Source organism: Streptomyces sp. EDA2-14 (assembly GCF_054963755.1).
Genome location: NZ_JBUEGE010000021.1, coordinates 18,044 through 34,827, shown reverse-complemented (window position 1 = coordinate 34,827; position 16,784 = coordinate 18,044). Strand labels below are relative to the sequence as shown.

Below are 16,784 nucleotides of genomic sequence, written 5' to 3'. Positions count from 1 at the left end.
TCCGTCCGCCCACCACGCACGACACCGTGCCACCCCTCTTGAGGTGATCCCGATGAGAGCACAGTCGCCGACCGCACCCGAGGCGCACGGCGGCGCGGCGCCCGCGCCGGCCGACATGCGGCGGGCCATGGGGGCGTTCGCGACCGGGGTGACCGTGGTCACCGGCCTCGACTCCGGGGGCGTTCCGGTCGGGTTCGCCTGTCAGTCCTTCGCGTCCGTCTCGCTCGAACCGCCCCTGATCCTCTTCTGCGCCGACCACCGCGGCCGGGCCTGGCCGCAGATCAGGGACACGGGCCGGTTCTGCGTCAACGTCCTGGCCGAGGAGCAGTCGGGACTGTGCGAGCGCTTCGGCTCCAGCAGGGGCGCCAAGTACGAGGGGCTCGGCTGGGACCTCTCCCCCTGGGGTACTCCGGCGCTGCGCGGCGTGCTGATGCGCGCGCACGCGGAGGTGTACGACGTGCATGTGGCGGGCGACCACGACGTGGTGATCGGCCGGGTCCTGGGCCTGGAGGCGGGGCGCGAGCAGCGGCCGATGCTCTTCTTCCGGGGCCACTTCGGCGTGGACGGCGCCCCGGCCGCACCCGCCACCACCACCCCCTCGGGCCCCTTCACCTGGGGTGTGGGCGACCTCTGGGGCTGACGGGGCGTTCGACGCGGCAAGGACGCGGTGGGACGGCGCGGGCGTCAGAGCCAGTCGCCGTCCTGACCGGCCGTCAGCAGCCGGTCCATGGTCTGCGGCGACCAGTTCTGCTCCCGGTCCGCCACGACGGACCGGTCCTTCCCGTGCCGGTCGGGGTTGTCCATGCAGGGGAACAGCTCCCGTGAGACCTGCCGGGCGGCGTCGACCACCAGCGGTGCGACCTTCTCCAGCGGGGTACGCGCCTCTCCGGCCAGCGAGATCGCGGCCACCGGCCCCTCCGGGCCCCGTACGGCCACGGAGACGCAGGCGATGCCGGGGAAGAACTCGCCGTGCTCGAAGGCCAGTCCGCGCCGCCGCCTGATCCGGTGCAGCTCCTGGTGGAGCGTGGGCAGGTCGGCGATGGTGCGCTGGGTGAGCTTGCCCAGGGTGTCGGCCAGCCGGGACTCGACGTCCTCCGGCTCCAGCCAGGCCAGCATCGCCTTGCCGAGCGCCGTGGCGGGGGCCGGTGCCCGGCCGCCGACCCACGAGGGCACGGAGGCGGCGAAGCGGCCTCCCGCCTTGTCGAGGTAGAGCACCTGTCCTTCGTCGAGCACGGCGAGGTGGACGACCAGACCGGTGCGGATCTGCAGCTGGTGCAGCCGTCCCGCGGCGACCGAGCGGATCTCGGCGTGGGCGCCGTCGCCGCCACCGAGTCCGAGGGCGCGGCGGCCGAGCCCGTAACCGAAGTGGGTGTGCTCCAGCCAGCGCAGCCGTACCAGCTGTTCGAGGATGCGATGGGCCGTGGAGCGCGGCAGCCGAGTGCGGCGTGCCACGTCCTCCAGGGACAGCCTCGTGGTGCGTCCGGTGAACGCGTCCATGATCAGCGTCATCCGCTCGACCATCGACGGCGGCAGCTCCTTGCGAGCGGGCGTGTCCACAGCAGCCACGTCGTTGACAACCGTCATGGGCCCTCCTCCGTGCTTTCTGAAATGAATTCTACTTTTCGGAAGCTAGCAGCGCGCGACGGCAATGAGGAAGGGGTGTGCACGGGATTCCACCCACGGGCCCGCAGGCCCACTCCCGGCGGCCTCCCGATCAGCGGGACCGACCGGCGCCCACGTCCCGCTCCTGCGCTACGAATCGCCTGGACAGCACGCCCATGGCCGACGGTACGAGGAGAGAGTCCATGCGGATCGGGATCACATCGCCCGTGGTGGTGCAGCTGCCGGGCGCCGCCTCCCCCTGGGAGGCGGACGCCGGCATCGAGGAGCTCGCCCTCGTCGCGCGGACGGCCGACCGGCTCGGTTTCCACCACCTCACGTGCAGCGAGCACGTGGCCGTCCCGGTCGACGTCGCCCGTGAACGCGGCGGCACCTACTGGGACCCGGTGGCCACCCTCGGCCACCTCTCCGCGCTGACCAGCCGCATCCGGCTCGTCACCCAGGTACTCGTCCTCGGCTACCACCACCCGCTCCAGATCGCCAAGCGCTACGGCACCCTGGACCGGCTCAGCGCCGGGCGCGTCACGCTCGGCCTCGGCGTCGGCAGCCTCGCCGAGGAATTCGACCTGCTGGGAGCCGAGTTCGCAGGCCGGGGCGCACGCGCCGACGACGCCCTGCGTGCCCTGCGGGCCGCGCTGTCCCGGCGGATGCCGGAGTACCGGGGCGAGCACTACTCCTTCGGGGACTTCGTCGTCGAACCGCACGCCGTCCAGGACACCGTCCCGCTGTGGGTCGGCGGCCGGACGCCGCGCTCGCTGCGCCGGGCCGTCGCACTGGCGGACGGCTGGGTGCCGTTCGGCCTCGCGCCCGACCGGCTGCGCGAGATGCTCGCCGGGGCCGAACTGCCGGACGGCTTCGAGGTCGTCCTCGCCCCCGGCCGCCCCCTCGACCCGACGGGAGCGCCGGGGGACACGGTCACCGCCCTGACCCGGCTGCGCGACGCGGGGGCCACACTCCTGTCCGCCTCCGTCGCGGCACGCTCCGCGGAGCACTACTGCGAGCAGCTGGAAGCCCTGTACGCCCTGGCCGGCGACCTCTGACGACCTCTCACCCCATATGACAGGAGCGACCGTTGAGCGAAACCGAGCAGCCTGCTCCGGACATTCGGCACACCCTGGCCCGCCTCGAACGGAGACTGTCCCGGCTCGAGGACGAGGCCGCCGTCACGTCCCTGATCCTGTCCTACGGTCCGCTGGTCGACAGTGGGCAGGCCGAGGCCGTGGCCGCCCTCTGGGAGGAGGACGGCGTCTACGACGTCGACGAACTGCTGATGACCGGCCGCGCGGAGATAGCGGCCATGGTCCGCTCCCCCAACCACCAGCGGTGGATCGGGCAGGGCTGCGCCCATGTCGTGGGGGCGCCGCGGGTGCGGGTGGACGGCGACGACGCCGTCGCCGTCTGCTACACCACGATGATCGTCCGCGATCCGGAGACGGGCACGTTCGTCCTGCGGAGGGCCACCGCGAACCACTGGCGGCTGCGCCGGGGCGCCGACGGCTGGCGGGTCACCGTCCGCACGAACCGGGTCCTGGACGGCCGGGCCGACTCCCCCGGGCTGCTCGCCTCCGGCGTGGCGGCCTGCGAGCCGGAGGAGGAGGCGTGAGCGGGGACACGGCGGCGGGCGCACACGGCGGGGTGGAGAACGACCACCGGCTCATCACCGAGGCACTCGCCCGCCTCGCCTCCGCGCTCGACGCTCGTGACTGGGCGGGCGTTGCCGCAGCCTTCACCCCGGACGCGACCGGCTACGGCGCCACCGGCGTGCGGGACATCGTCTCCGTCGTCCGAGACCATCTCGGCGGCTGCGGCCCCTCCCAGCACCTGCTCGGCAATCACCGGGTGACCGTCGAAGGCGACCGCGCCCGGTCCCTGACGTACGCGCGTGTCCACCACCAGGGCGCGGGCCCGTGGGCGGGCCGCTTCTTCGAGTGCTGCGGCGAGTACGACGACCGCTGGCAGCGCACGGGCGGGCAGTGGCTGCTGTGCGGACGGCAGTTCACCATGACGATCCGGATCGGGGACTTCGGCGTGCTGCGCCCGGCGTCCGACCGGGAGACATGACAGGGCACCCCGACACATCAGGTGTCGTAAGGCACCTGATGTGTCGGGGCACCGACCTGCCTCAGCCGGCCGCCTCGCTCGCGGACAGGCGCACCTCGCCGACGGGCCCGGCCTCCTCCTTCGGTTCGACCAGACCGCCGCGCGCGGGGGCGCGTCCGTGCTTCATGAGCAGGGCGACCACCGTTCCGATCACGCCGACCACCGCGGCGTACCCGTAGGCGTGGGTGAGGGCGCTGTCCGCGTACACCACGGAACTGGTGGCCGCGTCGACCTTCAGGACGTGGCCGGACATGACCACACCGGTGAGCGACGTGGCGATGCCGGCGGACAGCAGGGTGGTCATGCCGGCGATGGAGTTGCCCACCGCGTTCTGCGACGCGGGCAGGGAGTCCTGGAGCAGGTTGGCGTTCGAGGAGTGCAGGAAGCCGTTGGCGCAACCGCCGGCCAGGGCGAGCAGACCGATCTGCCACTGCACGGTGAACAGTTGGGAGCCCAGGAGCATGACCAGGAGGTAGCACGCGGCGCCCGCGAGGAGCACGTTGCGGGCGCCGATCTTCGTGGTCAGGTAACCGCCGAGCGGGCCGACGAACATGGCGGTGATGCCCAACGGGCAGGTCCAGATGGCGAGTTCGGTGGCAGAGAGCCCCGCGCCGTAGCCGAGGCCGGGGATGCCCTCCGGTGTCCGGAGCATGGTGGGGCTGATCAGCGCATGCGCGTTCATCATGTACGTCACGCAGCCGACGGCCAGCACGGTCGGTCCGAACCGGGGGCCCAGCAGGACGTCCAGTGAGATCAACGGGTGACTGCAGACCCGCTCCCACGCCGCGAAGGCCACCAGCATGACGACCCCGACGATCAGGAAGGTGAGGGTCGATCCGGCCGTCCATCCCCAGGAGTTGCCCTGGGTGATGCCGAGCAGCAGCACACCGATGCCCGGTCCGAGCAGGAGCGTTCCGACGTAGTCGACGGGACGGTCGACGCGCACCGGACTCTCGGGGATGACGAAGGCGTAGAACGGCAGCAGGACGACCGCGTACAGCGCGAGGAACCAGAAGACACCTTCCGGGCCGTGCGCGTCGACGAGCCAGCCGGCCAGGAACGGGCCGACGAGCGCCGCCATGCCGACCCCGGTCACCACGGTGCCGAGGGCGATGGGCACGAACGGACGCGGCATGATGTCGCGGACGAGGCTGTACGAGAGGGAGACGATCCCGACGATGCAGCCCTGCACGGCCCGCCCCACCAGCAGCACGGCGAAGGAGGAGGCGAGCGCGCAGATCACGCTGCCCGCGAGGAAGACGAGGCCGAGCAGGAGGATGACCCGCTTCTTGCCCCACTTGTCGGCGGCCTTGCCGATGAGCGGCATGACGGTGGCGCCGGCCAGCGTGACGATCGAGGCGGCCCAGGCGATGTTCAGCGTCCTGAACTCCCTGGCCATGTCCGGCATCGCCGGATAGACCATCGTGATCTCGAAGGTGGCGGCCTCCGAGAGCAGGATGACCAGGGCGAGCACGGCCACTGCTCTCCCTTTGGAGACCACCGCGGGGCGCGGGGTGACGTTGTCTGCCATCGTGATCCTTTGTCCGGGGTGCGGAGTGCGGAGTGCGAGGGGTATGGCGGGACTGTGCGATGGGGGGTGAGTGACCGTCAGCCTCAGTCGGCTGACGGTGCGTTGAGCTGCCAGGGCGCGGCCCGTTCCAGCTGCGCGGCCAGGGCGAGGAGCAGTCCCTCGCCCGCGACGGCGGCGAACTGGACACCGAGCGGCAGTCCCTCGCCGTCGTGGCCGAAGGGGACGGACATCGCGGGCATGCCGGTGACGTTGTGGACGCTGGTGAACGCCGACTGCACGGCGGCGTGTTCGTAGATCGTCTCGGGTCGGCGTGTGTCGAGGGTGCCGAGCAGGGGTGTGGGGCGCGCGAGGGTCGGGGTCAGCAGGACGTCGTACGTCTCGAAGGCGGCGCCGACCTGCCAGCCGATCTCCTGCGCCCGGCGCAGCGCACGGCTGACGTCCGCGCCGGTGAGGCTGCGGCCGTGGTCGTGGATCACTGCGGTGAGGGGCTCGATGTCGTCGTCGGCGAGGGGCCGCCCGAGCTGTTCGAGCCGTCCGTCGATCTGGGCGACCAGGTCGGCGCCCATGAGCGTGGCCGAGGTGGCCGCGACCTCCGCAGGCCGGTAGGGGGCGGCTGTCTCGACGACGAGATGCCCCAGTTCCTCGCACACGCGGGCGGCGTCGAGCACGGCCCGCAGCGAATCGGCGTGCACCTCCGGGCCGCCCGGCAGGGAGGTGACCAGGCCGATCCGCAGCCGCCCCGGATCGCGCCGCGCGCAGTCGGCGAACGTGCCTCCGGTCGCGGCGGGCGCCGCGTAGGCGTCGCCGGGGAGCGGGCCCGCGGCGATGTCGAGCAGCAGCGCGCTGTCGCGCACCGTGCGGGTTACGGCGTGGTGGCCGGAGACCAGTCCGGAGAGGGTGGTGGGGCGGGGTGCGGGCGAGATCCGGCCGCGCGCGGGCTTGAGACCGAAGAGCCCGCAGGCCGCGGAGGGGATGCGGATCGAGCCGCCGCCGTCGCTGGCGTGCGCGACCGGCACCATTCCGGCGCTCACGGCGGCCGCCGATCCGCCGCTCGAACCGCCGGGCGAGTGGTCCTTGCCCCAGGGGTTGCGGGTCGGCCCGTACAGCGTGGGTTCGGTGCTTGCGTTGAGGCCGAGTTCGGGGGTGTTGGTGGTGCCGAGGACGACCATGCCGGCGCGTCGGTAGCGCTTGACGAGTTCGCTGTCGCGGGTGGCGACGACGTCGGCGAAGAGCCTGCTGCCGCCGGTGGCGGGCAGCCCGTCGACCTCCATGCCGAGGTCCTTCACGAGCACCGGCACGCCGCGCAGCGGGCCGTCGGGCAGTCCGGCGTCCACCTCGGCGAGCGCCGCGTCGAATCGGGTGTGGATGACGGCGTTGAGTTCGCCGTTGAGCTTCTCGATCCGGGCGACGGCGGCCTCGACCACTTCGCGGGCGCTCACCTCGCCGCCCGATATCGCGGATGCCGTCGCGACGGCATCCCACCTGTCGGCCACTGGATTCTCCTCACACTCGGACAACCACGGGAAGGTGAGGGGAAATTACGACCCGTCGCCCCCGCCGATGCGAGGCATCCCACTCACCGGGAGAGCGCGTGGGGGTGTGCCGGAGACGAGCGCGTCGGCGTGGCCGGACCGTCGGTCAGGGGCGGGCTTCTCTGGGCAGCCCGAGCACCCGCTCGGCGATGATGTTGCGCTGAATCTCGTTCGACCCGGCGTAGATGGTGTCGGAGCGGGAGAACAGGAAGAGCCGCTGCCAGTCGTCGAGGTCGTAGGGTTCACCGGCGGCGAGCATGCCGTCGGCGCCGCACACGTCCATGGCGAGTTCGCCCAGCTCCCGGTGCCAGGTGGCCCAGTAGATCTTCCCGATGGACGCCTCGGGGCCGGGCGCCCCGGCGGCGGTGCCCTCCAGCATGCGCAGCGCGTTGAACCGGATGGTCTCCAGGCCGATCCAGGCGCGGGCGAGCCGGTCACGGATCAGTGGGTCCTCGGCGCTGCCGTTGCGCCGGGCCAGGTCGATCAGCGTCTCCAGTTCGCGGCGGAAGCCGACCTGCTGGCCGAGGGTGGACACACCCCGCTCGAAGCCGAGCGTGGCCATGGCGACCTTCCAGCCCTCGCCGGGTGCGCCGACGATGTTCGCGGCGGGGGTGCGGGCCCGGTCGAAGAAGACCTCGTTGAACTCGCTGGTGCCCGTCAACTGGGTGATGGGCCGGATGTCGACCCCCGGCTGGTCGAGCGGGACCAGCAGGTAGGACAACCCCTTGTGGCGTACGGATCCGGGCTCGGTGCGGGCGACGACGAAGCACCAGTCGGACTCGTGGGCGAGCGAGGTCCAGATCTTCTGTCCGGTCACGGACCACGTCTCGCCGTCGCTCTCGGCCCTGGTCCGCACGTTGGCCAGGTCCGAGCCGGCGTCCGGCTCGCTGTAGCCCTGGCACCACAGTTCCTCGACCCGCACGATCGGCGGCAGGAAACGGGCGCGCTGTTCGGGCGTCCCGAAGGCGATGAGGGTCGGCCCAAGGAGCTGCTCCCCGATGTGGTTGACCCGCGCGGGGGCGTCGGCGAGGGCGTACTCCTCGTGGAAGGCGACCTGCTGTTCGAGGCCGGCGCCGCGGCCGCCGTACTCCGTCGGCCAGCCGACGCAGGTCCAGCCGGCGGCGGCCATGTGGCGCTCCCAGGCGAGCCGCTCGGCGAACGCCTCGTGCTCGCGGCCCGGCCCGCCGCGTCCTCGCAGGGCGGCGAACTCGCCCGTGAGGTTGGCCCGCAGCCAACCGCGAACCTCGGTGCGGAACTCCTCGACGCTGGTCATGGACGTACGCTAACCTACCAAACACTTGTTAGGGAAGAATGGGCGGATGCCCCCCCTGGCCACGTACACAAGGCGGGAGCGAGGACATGAGACCGACGCGCGAACAGGAGGAACTGCGTTCCGCCGTACGCTCCTTGCTCACCCGGCACGAGGGCGCGGACGCCTGGCGGCCACTGACCGAACAGATAGGCGTCGCCGCGCTCGCCGTACCGGAGGAGTACGCGGGACTCGGATGCGGGGCGACCGAGGTGCATGTGGTGATGGAGGAGCTGGGCCGCACCCTCAACCCCGCTCCCCTGCTGGGCTCGGCCGTGCTCGCCGCACAGGCCGTCCTCGCCACCGGGGACGACGATGCCTGCGCACGACTGCTGCCCGGCATCGCCGACGGCAGCACCGTGGCATCCCTGGCCTGGGCGGAGGACGGTTCCTGGGACGCGGCACGGACGGACACCACGGCCGTACGGGGCACCGACGGCACCTGGCGGATCGACGGCGTCAAGCAGCATGCGCTCGACGGCGCCGAGGCCCGTGCACTGCTCGTCACCGCACGCACCGATCGCGGCGTCTCCCTCTTCGAGGTCGACCCGCGGGGAGCGGGCGCGGAGGTCGAGAACCACGCGACCATGGACCAGACCCGCCCCCTGGCGCGATGGCGGTTCGAGGGGGCCGAGGGGCGGCTCGTCGGCGCGGACGGCGACGGGGCCCGAGCGATGGAGCGCGCCCTGGACTTCGCCTGCGTGGCCCTGGCCGCCGAACAGGTCGGGGCCGCACAGCAATGCCTGGACCTGACGGTCGCGTACGCCACGGAGCGCGTCCAGTTCGGCCGCCCCATCGGCTCCTTCCAGGCCGTCAAGCACCGGCTGGCGGACGCGTACGTGATGGTGGAGTCCGCGCGTTCGGCGGCGCTGGGCGCGGCGTTCGCGGCGGCGGACTCGCCGGACTTCAGCAGATACGCATCGATGGCCAAGTCCGCATGCTCGGAGGCCTTCTCGGCGGTGGCGGGCGAGATGATCCAGCTGCACGGCGGCATCGGCATCACCTGGGAGCACGACGCCCACCGCTACTTCAAGCGGGCCCACGGATCCGCCCAGCTCTTCGGGACGCCGGCCTGGCACCGCCGGCGGCTCACCGACGGCCTGAACCTCCTCGCGGACCGGGCTTGCACCACCCCATGAGCGTTCTAGAATGAATTCTAGTTCCCGTCCGGGAACGCCTGCTGTGCCAGGTGAACACGTAAAGGAAGCAAGCCATGGGGAATCTCGGCCTGGAGGGCAAGGCTGCCGTCGTCACTGGCGGCGCGTCCGGCATCGGCGGCGCCATCACGAGGCTGTTCGTCGAGCGCGGAGCCCGCGTCGTAGTCGTCGATCTCCAGGAGGAGGCCGGGGAGGCCCTGGCACGGGAGCTCGGCGACGGCGTGGTCTTCCTGCGCGGCGACGTCTCCGACCGGCGGGTCGCCGACGCGGCGGTCGCCTCCGCGGTCGAGCACTTCGGAAAGCTCGACGTCCTGGTCAACAACGCCAGCGTCTCGCGACAGAAGCCCTTCGAGGACCAGACGGACGACGACTGGAGCCTCGCGATGGACACGAGCCTGTACGCGACACGCAACTTCATGCTCGCCGCACTGCCGGAGCTGAAGCGCGCCGGAATCGCGTCGGTCGTCAACTTCGGCTCCGGGGCGGGCCTCGACGGCCAGCCGAACCAGGCCTCGTACGCGGCGGCGAAGGAGGCGATCCGCGGCCTCAGCCGCGTCGTCGCCAACGAGTGGGCGCCCCACAACATCCGGGTCAACGTGGTCTGCCCCATGGCCCTGACCCCCGGCGTCGCCGCCTGGGCCGAGGCGAGGCCCGAACAGTACGCACAGTCCGCGGCCAAGGTCCCCCTGGGCCGCTTCGGCGACCCCGCCGCCGACGTCGCCCCCGTCGTCGCCTTCCTGGCCGGCGACGACTCCCGGTACATGACGGGCCAGACGCTCATGGCGGACGGCGGCGCGATCAAGCTGCGTTGACCCTCGGGGCAGTTGCCCCCCGCCCCCACCGGGGCAGTTGACCCCGAGCAGTTGACCTCCGGATCATACGGAGGTCAAATCCAGGAAGAACAAAGGAAAAGAAGGGGTCAAGGGTTTCGGCGTGACCCAATCCGAGGCGCGGGAAGATCAACTTGGGGGTTAGCCTGGTGTTGGTTGTCTGGGGCAACCAACGTTTCCCGGCGCGGGTGCCATTTGTGCCGGGCGCGGCGTCATGCGCCGACGGCTCCGGACGGCCACCCCCACACCCAACACAGCACCACCACCGGCGCGCGGAAGACCAGCGGGCCGGTGACGCCAGGAGGACGATCCATGCCTGCCGAGGCATCCGCACCCACCCCCACCCCCGCAACACCCCACGCGACCGAGGCCACTTCGCGCGACTCGGCGATATCCGACGCGCCGTCCGGCGCCTCGGACTCCTTCCGCACCTTCGTCGAGGACAACCTCGACGCGCTGGCGGCCCACCCGGACCGCGAACTCCTCGTGTACGAGGACCGGCGACTGACGGCCGGTCAGTTCCGTTCGCTGGTCCACCGCATGGCCCACGCGATCGCCGCGCAGGGCGTCGTGGGCGACACGACCGTCACCCTGCTCAGCGGCAATCTGCCCGAGACCATCGCGGCCCGTTACGCGGCCAACCTCGTGGGCTGCCGGGTCAACCACCTCTACAACAAGCTGTCGGCCGACGTGCAGGCGACGATCGTCCAGGACGTCGAGACCGAAGTACTGATCGTCGACCCGCGCTACGTGGACCGCGCCGCGGAGATCACCGACAGCGCGCCCGTGAAGCACGTTCTCGTGCTGGGCGAGGCCAAGCGGGAGATCGGGCAGGATCTGCTGGCGCTCGCCGCCGCGCAGCCTGACGAGCCGTTCGTGTCCCGCGCCCGCCCCGACGGCATCTGCACCATCCGGCACACCGGCGGTACGACGGGCCACCCCAAGGGCATCGTCACCACCTTCGAGCAGGTAAACCGGATGCGCCGGATGGTGGACCAAGCGCGCCCCGCGGAGCGGGAGTTGCCCCGGCAGCTCGCGTGCACCACCCTCGCGCACGCCGCGGGCATGCTGGCCGACGGCATCATCCAGGCCGGCGGCTGCGTCGTACTGCTCGACGACTTCGACGCGGGCGAGGTGCTCGCCACCATCGAGCGCGAGCGCATCACCCACCTGTTCCTGCTGCCGCCGCTGGTCTACGAACTCCTCGACCACCCGGACTCCGGGCGCCGCGACCTGAGCAGCCTGCGCGGCCTGACCTATGGCGGCTGCCAGGCCTCGCCCGCACGGATCTCGGACGCCGTCCGCCGCTTCGGTCCCGTACTCCTCCAGTTCTACGGGCAGAACGAGGCCGGTGGCATCAGCGTGCTCACCCCCGAGGACCACGACCTGGACCGGCCCGAGCGGATGCGCTCCGCGGGCAAGGTGCTGCCGAGCGTGGAGGTCGCCATCCGCGACACCGACGGCAAGGACCTGCCGGTCGGCGAGCTGGGCGAGATCTGCATCCGCTCCGAGGGCACGATGACGGGCTACTGGAAGCAGCCGGAGCTGACGGCCGAGGTGCTGCGGGACGGCTGGCTGCACACCGGTGACATCGGTTTCCTCGACGAGGAGAACTACATCACCGTCGTCGACCGGCTCAAGGACATGATCGTGGTCGTCGGCGGCCACGTGTACACCACCGAGCTGGAGGACCTCCTCAACTCGCACCCGAAGGTGCTGCAGAGCGCGGTCTTCGGGGTCCGGGACGCCGACCGCATGGAGCGGGTCCACGCCGCGGTCGTGCCCGCGCCGGGTGTCTCGGTGGACGCCGAGGAACTGCGGGCCGCGGTGCGCGCACAGCGCGGCGCCATGTACGAGCCGGCCCACATCACCTTCGTGGACGCGCTGCCCCTGACGGACGCGGGCAAGCCGGACAAGAAGCTGCTGCGACAGCGGTCGGAGGAGCAGGCCTAGGACACACCGGACGTCGAACACGACCGCGCTCTGCGCAATGCGCTCTGCGCTCTGCACTCTGCGCTCTGCGCTCTGCGCTCTGCACTCTGCCGCAGCGGAGCGCAGTGTCGTGTTCGATGCCCGGGCCGGTGCTCACATCAGCCGTGCTCGTGCGGATCCCCCAGGTAGGGGAAGTCGGTGCGGAGGTCGGTGTGGGGGCGCAGTCCGTCGTGGGGCACGGCGCCGTTGCTCAACTGGGCGATCCCCATGTTGATGACATCGTCGCCGAGGTTCCGGCCGTTGGGGAATCCTTCGGCGCTGCTGTAGTCGTATGTCAGAAGATCGGGGAGCAGGCTCTCCGCGAGAGCGGTGGCCCGTTCCCTGGGATGGCCCGCGTTCTCGAAGACCCGGGTGAACTTGTCGAGGAAGCCCGCGCGGTCGTGAGACGGCTCCTGCTGGTTCCAGACCCGTTTGTCGTCGTCGGCCTCGTTGAAGGTGGCGTCGATCGCGGGTCGCCCGACGCGGTCGCCCTGGACCATTCGGCCCTCGTGCGGAACCAGCACTCTGGCCCAGACACCGACCTGCGGGTTCGGGCCGAGCGCGCTGTTCGGGACTTCCAGCACGATGCCGAACACGTTCTTGTCGGCGAAGAAGTCCTCGCCGGTCCACTGGAACTTGTGCTCCGCGCCGACCGGGTCGGCGAAAAACGGGTCGCTGCGCAGCCCGGCGAAGAGCTTGAAGCCACCGGCCTCGGCGATCCGCGGTTCGGAGCCGAAGGTCACCGGTGCGTCGCGCAGGACCGTGTCTCCTGCGTCGAGGTCGGCCGCGTCCTCCCGGCCTGTCGCCAGTTGCAGGCTCGCGGTCTGCGCGTTCTCCCGTACCGGTGAGAAGCGTATGCGGAAGGCGATGTCGGTGACCGCGTCGGCGTCGGTGTCCACGCCGATCTCGTAGACCGACTCGTGGTCGACGGCGTCGTCGGTGATGGGCGAGGTCGGATTGATGTCGACCACCAGGATCGTCCTGCTGGCGTCACCTGGCTTCTGGAATACGTAGAGGTCGGTGATGTGGCTCCGGGGATCCGAGCTCGTGGGGCTGATGCCCAGGCCGGAGACGTGGTGCGCCATTTCGGGACTCCTGTCAGGTGACCGTGCGGACCGACGTGCGTGGCGTGGCGGTGCGGTGCGGTGCGGTGGAGCCTCGGCTGTTCCCGCGAGGAACGTCGAAAGCAAGGGTGTACTCGTCGCCGTCGGCTGTACATCCGTCAACCGACGTAGTCACGGCGCCCGAAAACGCGCAGCCGGACTCCGGATGAGCCCGCACCGCTTGCCCCGGCCCGTCGTAATGATTACTGTTACGACTGAAGCCGGAGCAGTGAGGGAGGTGGAGTCCCGCGTGAGCGCCAACAGCAGACTGACCATCGCGGCACACGCCCTGACCTGGATCGGGCTGTACCAACGGCGCGGCCACGAGGTCGCCACCTCCGAGCAGATCGCGACGAGCGTCAACACCAACCCGGTGGTGATCCGCCGCCTGCTCGGCGAGCTGCGCAAGGCGGGCCTGGCCGATTCGCGGCGCGGGGCGGGCGCGGGCTGGACGCTCGCGCGCGAACTGGCGGAGATCACCCTGCTCGACGTCTACCGGGCGATCGAACCCGGACCGGTCTTCGCCCTGCACCGTGCGACACCGAACCCCGAGTGCGTCGTGGGCCACGGCATCGGACCGGCCATGACCGCCGTGTACGACGACGTGGAGGCCGCCCTGCGCAGGGAGCTGGCCAAGACCACGCTCGAGGACGTACTGCGGGACATCCTGAAAGCCGCCTGAACAGGGGCAGTTGACGTCAACCGCCCTTGGTGAGTCATTCTTTGCACCCGTCAACGTAACCAAACCGGTTACATCAAAGGATTTGGAGAATCTCATGGGACAGCTGGACGGCAAGACCGCCCTCGTCACCGGCGCCTCCAGCGGCATCGGGCTGGCGATCGCCCGCCGTTACGCCGCCGAAGGCGCGACCGTCTACCTGACCGGCCGCCGCAAGGCCGAGCTGGACGCCGCCGTCGCGCAGGTCGGCGCCCGAGGCATCGCCGTCCAGGGCGACGCCTCGGACCTCGGCGACCTCGACCGGCTCTTCGCGGAGATCACGAACCGCAGCGGTCGACTGGACATCGTGGTGGCCAACGCCGGGGTCGGGGAGTACAGCCCGCTCGGCGCGATCACCGAGGAGGAGTACGACCGCACCACCTCGATCAACTTCAAGGGCACGGTCTTCACCGTCCAGAAGGCGCTCCCGCTGCTGTCGGCCGGCGCCTCGGTGATCCTGCTCTCCTCCAGCTCGGCGCTGCGAGCCGTACCGGGCCTGGGTGTCTACGCCGCCACCAAGGCCGCGATCCGCAGCCTCTCCCGCACCTGGGCCGCCGAGCTGACCGACCGCGGAATCCGCGTCAACACCCTTACCCCCGGCAACGTCGAGACACCGGGCGGGGACGAGCTCCGCGCCGCAATCCTGCTCGGCGACGGACCCGCCACGGCCGAGCCCGCCCCGCCGAGCCCGCTCGGCCGTGTTGGCCGCCCCGAAGAGGTCGCCGCCACCGCCCTCTACCTGGCCGGCGACCAGAGCAGCTTCACCACGGGCGCGGAACTGATCGTCGACGGCGGCGCCACACAGCTCTAGCCGAGAAGGCGGCCGGTGATCGACGGGGTTCTGCACCGAGTGCGGACCGGAGTGCAGTGGCGTTGCCTCCCCGAACGGTTCGGCCCGTGGAAGACGGTCCATGAACGCCACCGGCTGTGGTCGGCCGACGGAACTTGAGCACTTCTGCCGGCCCGGCCGTGCCGAGAACTGCGCTGAACCACCACGGTGTTGGAGGTGGTTGAGGTCGCCCGGCCGGTGGAGTCGCCTCGCCGCCGGGCGATGTCATGCCGCTGTGGCCGATCTGGCCAGCGCGCGGAATCTTACTGGCGGAGTGCGTCGCGGTGGGCCCGGGCCGGTGAGTCGCCCGGTTTCCGGTGCGGGTGGGCGCCCGCTCATTACGGTGGCGTGAGGAGGCTGTCGACGGTGCGGCGGATCCGCGAGATGGCATCGGGTTCGCCCAGGCGCAGTGCGGTGTTGGCGGCATTGAGTACGGCGTCGAGCTGGAACGCCGTGAGACCGGGGTCCTGTCCGGTGATGTCTCCGGCTTCTGCGGCGTGGCGCAGTTCGCCGGTGAGCAGGGTGAGCCAGTCGCGACGGTGGTGTGCCAGAGCGTCGCGGACCTGTCCGGGTCTGCTGTCGAAGTCCGGAAGGCTGGCGGCCCAGAAGCAACCACCGGCGAACAAGGGGGTCGCGGCGTAGGTGATCCAGCGTTCGGCCAGGGCGCGCAGCCGCTCGACGCCCGCTCGTGCCGTGTGTGCGGGGTGGACGACTGCTTCGGTGAATTCCGTGCGGGCCACCTCGGCGACAGCGAGCTGGAGATTCTCCTTTGTCTTGAACAGGGTTTGGATGCCGCTCTTGCTCAGCTCCAGGTCGGCTGCCAGGCGGCCGAAACTGAGTCCGCTGAGTCCCTCCAGTGAGGCGACGTCGACACCGTGCCGGGCGATTCTGCGCCGGGCTTGGGCACCGCGTAGCAGCCGTCGGTCGGTCGTCGTCTCGGCTGTCGTCTCCGGGTGTGCGTTCATCGGCTCCATCCTGTCACCCCCTTGCAGAAAACATACGGTCGATCGTACGTTCAATGTGACCGCGTGAGGAGGGGGATCCATGGATGACCAGAAAAAGTTCGATATGGCGCAGGCCCTCGCAGCCGCCAAGGGGCGGCAGGACGTTCCCGCGTCGCTGCGTCTGTTCCACCCCGAGATCGTTCTGGAAACACCCGCTTTCGGTACGACAGCCAGGGGCCTGGCCGAGAACGAGCGGGCACTGCGCCGGTTTTTCGCCTCGTTTCCCGACTACGACGTCGACCTGCACGGTCACGTGAGTGACGGCGACACCCTCGTGTGCTGGGGAATGGCACGAATGACCATGACGGGCAACCGGTTCGGCGTGCACCCCAGCGGTGCCCGCGCCGAGATCCCGGTGTTCATCCGGTTCACGTTCAAGGATGAACTCATCGCAGGCGAACGGTTCTTCTTCGACCTGGCCTCGCTGTGCGCCCAGTCGGGAGTCTCCACGGACGCCGTCCGACACACACTGTTCCCCGTACCGGCGGTAGGTGGCACCGTATGACCGTGGACCCGCGCGTCAGGGAGATCGGTGACATCCGAACCACGCTTCTGTTCGACATGGTTGTCGACCTGGAGCCCCGACTGCCGTTCGGCAGCGGCCCGTACGGCAGACGTGTCCTCTTCGGTGCCGCGGGAGGCACGTTCAGCGGCCCGAAACTGCGCGGCGAGGTGCTGCCCGGAGGCGGTGACTGGGCAGTGTTCGGCCCCGACGGCACGATGAATCTCGACGTGCGCCTCACCCTGCGCACCCACGACGGCGCCCTCGTGCACATGACGTACGGCGGCCGATGCTTCACCCCGCCCGCGTTGCGCGACGCCATGGCCGACCCGGCCCGGCGCCATCGGATCGCCCCCGACGGATACTACTTCCGGACCAACCCGCTCTTCGAAACCGGCGCGGAGCCCTACACATGGCTCAACGGTGCAGTCTGTGTGGGGTCGGGATATCTCGTCGAGGGCGGCATCGCCTACAAGGTGTCCCACGTCCTGTGACGGGTTGCTCCGCACGACAGGGTCTAGACGCACCTCTCTGCGTTCCGACCTGGGTGAACGGCCGCCCCCTGTCACGGCGATGAG

17 protein-coding genes and 1 pseudogene are annotated in these 16,784 nt (G+C 70.7%); 12 read left to right on the top strand and 6 right to left on the bottom strand.

Features of this window, described 5'->3' with window-relative positions; translation table 11 throughout:
• Positions 1–52: 52 nt before the first annotated feature.
• Positions 53–640 carry a flavin reductase family protein gene (locus tag ACY34M_RS34675; RefSeq protein ID WP_462716669.1) on the top strand — a complete coding sequence of 196 codons (588 nt, stop codon included), beginning with the start codon at positions 53–55 and terminating at the stop codon, positions 638–640.
• A gap of 44 nt (positions 641–684) precedes the next feature.
• On the opposite strand, the gene ACY34M_RS34670 is transcribed toward ACY34M_RS34675, so the two are convergent.
• Complete coding sequence (locus ACY34M_RS34670; RefSeq protein ID WP_462716668.1) at positions 685–1,584, bottom strand: IclR family transcriptional regulator; 900 nt, start codon at positions 1,582–1,584, stop codon at positions 685–687.
• A gap of 221 nt (positions 1,585–1,805) precedes the next feature.
• On the opposite strand from ACY34M_RS34670, the gene ACY34M_RS34665 reads away from it, so the two are divergent.
• Genes ACY34M_RS34665 through ACY34M_RS34655 form a run of 3 tightly spaced genes read left to right on the top strand, consistent with a single transcriptional unit; the run spans position 1,806 to position 3,681 of the window.
• On the top strand, positions 1,806–2,660 hold the full coding sequence (locus ACY34M_RS34665) for an LLM class F420-dependent oxidoreductase (protein WP_462716667.1): 855 nt from the start codon (positions 1,806–1,808) through the stop codon (positions 2,658–2,660).
• 32 nt (positions 2,661–2,692) lie between these two features.
• Positions 2,693–3,223, top strand: a complete 531-nt coding sequence (locus tag ACY34M_RS34660) for a nuclear transport factor 2 family protein (RefSeq protein WP_462716666.1) — start codon at positions 2,693–2,695, stop codon at positions 3,221–3,223.
• Positions 3,220–3,681, top strand: a complete 462-nt coding sequence (locus ACY34M_RS34655) for a nuclear transport factor 2 family protein (RefSeq protein ID WP_462716665.1) — start codon at positions 3,220–3,222, stop codon at positions 3,679–3,681. The genes ACY34M_RS34660 and ACY34M_RS34655 overlap by 4 nt, the downstream gene beginning before the upstream one ends.
• 61 nt (positions 3,682–3,742) lie before the next feature.
• Here ACY34M_RS34655 and ACY34M_RS34650 read toward each other — a convergent pair whose 3' ends face one another.
• From ACY34M_RS34650 to ACY34M_RS34640, 3 genes are all read right to left on the bottom strand, one after another.
• Positions 3,743–5,251, bottom strand: coding sequence for an MFS transporter (locus tag ACY34M_RS34650; protein WP_462716664.1), 1,509 nt, complete (start codon positions 5,249–5,251; stop codon positions 3,743–3,745).
• Between the two features lie 83 nt (positions 5,252–5,334).
• Positions 5,335–6,744 (bottom strand): amidase, encoded by a 1,410-nt coding sequence (locus tag ACY34M_RS34645; RefSeq protein ID WP_462716663.1) that lies wholly within the window; start codon positions 6,742–6,744, stop codon positions 5,335–5,337.
• 145 nt (positions 6,745–6,889) lie between these two features.
• Complete coding sequence (locus ACY34M_RS34640; RefSeq protein ID WP_462716662.1) at positions 6,890–8,056, bottom strand: acyl-CoA dehydrogenase family protein; 1,167 nt, start codon at positions 8,054–8,056, stop codon at positions 6,890–6,892.
• Positions 8,057–8,142: 86 nt separating this feature from the next.
• On the opposite strand from ACY34M_RS34640, the gene ACY34M_RS34635 reads away from it, so the two are divergent.
• The 3 genes from ACY34M_RS34635 (at position 8,143) to ACY34M_RS34625 (ending at position 12,032) form a co-directional block, all read left to right on the top strand.
• Positions 8,143–9,231 (top strand): acyl-CoA dehydrogenase family protein, encoded by a 1,089-nt coding sequence (locus ACY34M_RS34635; RefSeq protein ID WP_462716661.1) that lies wholly within the window; start codon positions 8,143–8,145, stop codon positions 9,229–9,231.
• 74 nt (positions 9,232–9,305) lie between these two features.
• On the top strand, positions 9,306–10,061 hold the full coding sequence (locus ACY34M_RS34630) for an SDR family NAD(P)-dependent oxidoreductase (protein WP_462716660.1): 756 nt from the start codon (positions 9,306–9,308) through the stop codon (positions 10,059–10,061).
• A gap of 330 nt (positions 10,062–10,391) precedes the next feature.
• The gene (locus ACY34M_RS34625; RefSeq protein ID WP_462716659.1) at positions 10,392–12,032 is read left to right on the top strand and encodes an AMP-binding protein; all 1,641 of its coding nucleotides are present in this window, start codon (positions 10,392–10,394) and stop codon (positions 12,030–12,032) included.
• Positions 12,033–12,169: 137 nt separating this feature from the next.
• Here ACY34M_RS34625 and ACY34M_RS34620 read toward each other — a convergent pair whose 3' ends face one another.
• Positions 12,170–13,135 (bottom strand): DUF4331 family protein, encoded by a 966-nt coding sequence (locus ACY34M_RS34620; protein ID WP_462716658.1) that lies wholly within the window; start codon positions 13,133–13,135, stop codon positions 12,170–12,172.
• Between the two features lie 268 nt (positions 13,136–13,403).
• On the opposite strand from ACY34M_RS34620, the gene ACY34M_RS34615 reads away from it, so the two are divergent.
• The 3 genes and pseudogenes from ACY34M_RS34615 to ACY34M_RS34605 all read left to right on the top strand — a co-directional run.
• Complete coding sequence (locus tag ACY34M_RS34615) at positions 13,404–13,835, top strand: Rrf2 family transcriptional regulator (RefSeq protein ID WP_462716657.1); 432 nt, start codon at positions 13,404–13,406, stop codon at positions 13,833–13,835.
• A 94-nt stretch (positions 13,836–13,929) separates the two neighbouring features.
• Positions 13,930–14,682 (top strand): SDR family NAD(P)-dependent oxidoreductase, encoded by a 753-nt coding sequence (locus ACY34M_RS34610; RefSeq protein ID WP_462716656.1) that lies wholly within the window; start codon positions 13,930–13,932, stop codon positions 14,680–14,682.
• A 9-nt stretch (positions 14,683–14,691) separates the two neighbouring features.
• Positions 14,692–14,817, top strand: a pseudogene (locus tag ACY34M_RS34605) (transposase); the annotation flags it as partial.
• 221 nt (positions 14,818–15,038) lie between these two features.
• On the opposite strand, the gene ACY34M_RS34600 reads toward ACY34M_RS34605, so the two are convergent.
• Positions 15,039–15,665, bottom strand: coding sequence for a TetR/AcrR family transcriptional regulator (locus tag ACY34M_RS34600; RefSeq protein WP_462716655.1), 627 nt, complete (start codon positions 15,663–15,665; stop codon positions 15,039–15,041).
• 79 nt (positions 15,666–15,744) lie between these two features.
• Between ACY34M_RS34600 and ACY34M_RS34595 the strand changes: the two genes are divergently transcribed.
• Together ACY34M_RS34595 and ACY34M_RS34590 are read left to right on the top strand one after the other, a co-directional pair.
• Positions 15,745–16,209 (top strand): ester cyclase, encoded by a 465-nt coding sequence (locus ACY34M_RS34595; RefSeq protein WP_462716654.1) that lies wholly within the window; start codon positions 15,745–15,747, stop codon positions 16,207–16,209.
• Positions 16,206–16,700 carry a DUF3237 domain-containing protein gene (locus ACY34M_RS34590; RefSeq protein ID WP_462716653.1) on the top strand — a complete coding sequence of 165 codons (495 nt, stop codon included), beginning with the start codon at positions 16,206–16,208 and terminating at the stop codon, positions 16,698–16,700. Before ACY34M_RS34595 ends, ACY34M_RS34590 begins: the two co-directional genes overlap by 4 nt.
• The last annotated feature ends 84 nt before the right edge of the window (positions 16,701–16,784 follow it).

What these genes read in the sequence shown, in the direction of transcription:
- ACY34M_RS34675 (WP_462716669.1), top strand. Translation starts at nt 53, where the DNA reads ATGAGAGCACAGTCGCCGACCGCACCCGAGGCGCACGGCGGCGCGGCG.
- ACY34M_RS34670 (WP_462716668.1), bottom strand. Translation starts at nt 1,584, where the DNA reads ATGACGGTTGTCAACGACGTGGCTGCTGTGGACACGCCCGCTCGCAAG.
- ACY34M_RS34665 (WP_462716667.1), top strand. Translation starts at nt 1,806, where the DNA reads ATGCGGATCGGGATCACATCGCCCGTGGTGGTGCAGCTGCCGGGCGCC.
- ACY34M_RS34650 (WP_462716664.1), bottom strand. Translation starts at nt 5,251, where the DNA reads ATGGCAGACAACGTCACCCCGCGCCCCGCGGTGGTCTCCAAAGGGAGA.
- ACY34M_RS34640 (WP_462716662.1), bottom strand. Translation starts at nt 8,056, where the DNA reads ATGACCAGCGTCGAGGAGTTCCGCACCGAGGTTCGCGGTTGGCTGCGG.
- ACY34M_RS34635 (WP_462716661.1), top strand. Translation starts at nt 8,143, where the DNA reads ATGAGACCGACGCGCGAACAGGAGGAACTGCGTTCCGCCGTACGCTCC.
- ACY34M_RS34630 (WP_462716660.1), top strand. Translation starts at nt 9,306, where the DNA reads ATGGGGAATCTCGGCCTGGAGGGCAAGGCTGCCGTCGTCACTGGCGGC.
- ACY34M_RS34625 (WP_462716659.1), top strand. Translation starts at nt 10,392, where the DNA reads ATGCCTGCCGAGGCATCCGCACCCACCCCCACCCCCGCAACACCCCAC.
- ACY34M_RS34620 (WP_462716658.1), bottom strand. Translation starts at nt 13,135, where the DNA reads ATGGCGCACCACGTCTCCGGCCTGGGCATCAGCCCCACGAGCTCGGAT.
- ACY34M_RS34610 (WP_462716656.1), top strand. Translation starts at nt 13,930, where the DNA reads ATGGGACAGCTGGACGGCAAGACCGCCCTCGTCACCGGCGCCTCCAGC.
- ACY34M_RS34600 (WP_462716655.1), bottom strand. Translation starts at nt 15,665, where the DNA reads ATGAACGCACACCCGGAGACGACAGCCGAGACGACGACCGACCGACGG.
- ACY34M_RS34595 (WP_462716654.1), top strand. Translation starts at nt 15,745, where the DNA reads ATGGATGACCAGAAAAAGTTCGATATGGCGCAGGCCCTCGCAGCCGCC.
- ACY34M_RS34590 (WP_462716653.1), top strand. Translation starts at nt 16,206, where the DNA reads ATGACCGTGGACCCGCGCGTCAGGGAGATCGGTGACATCCGAACCACG.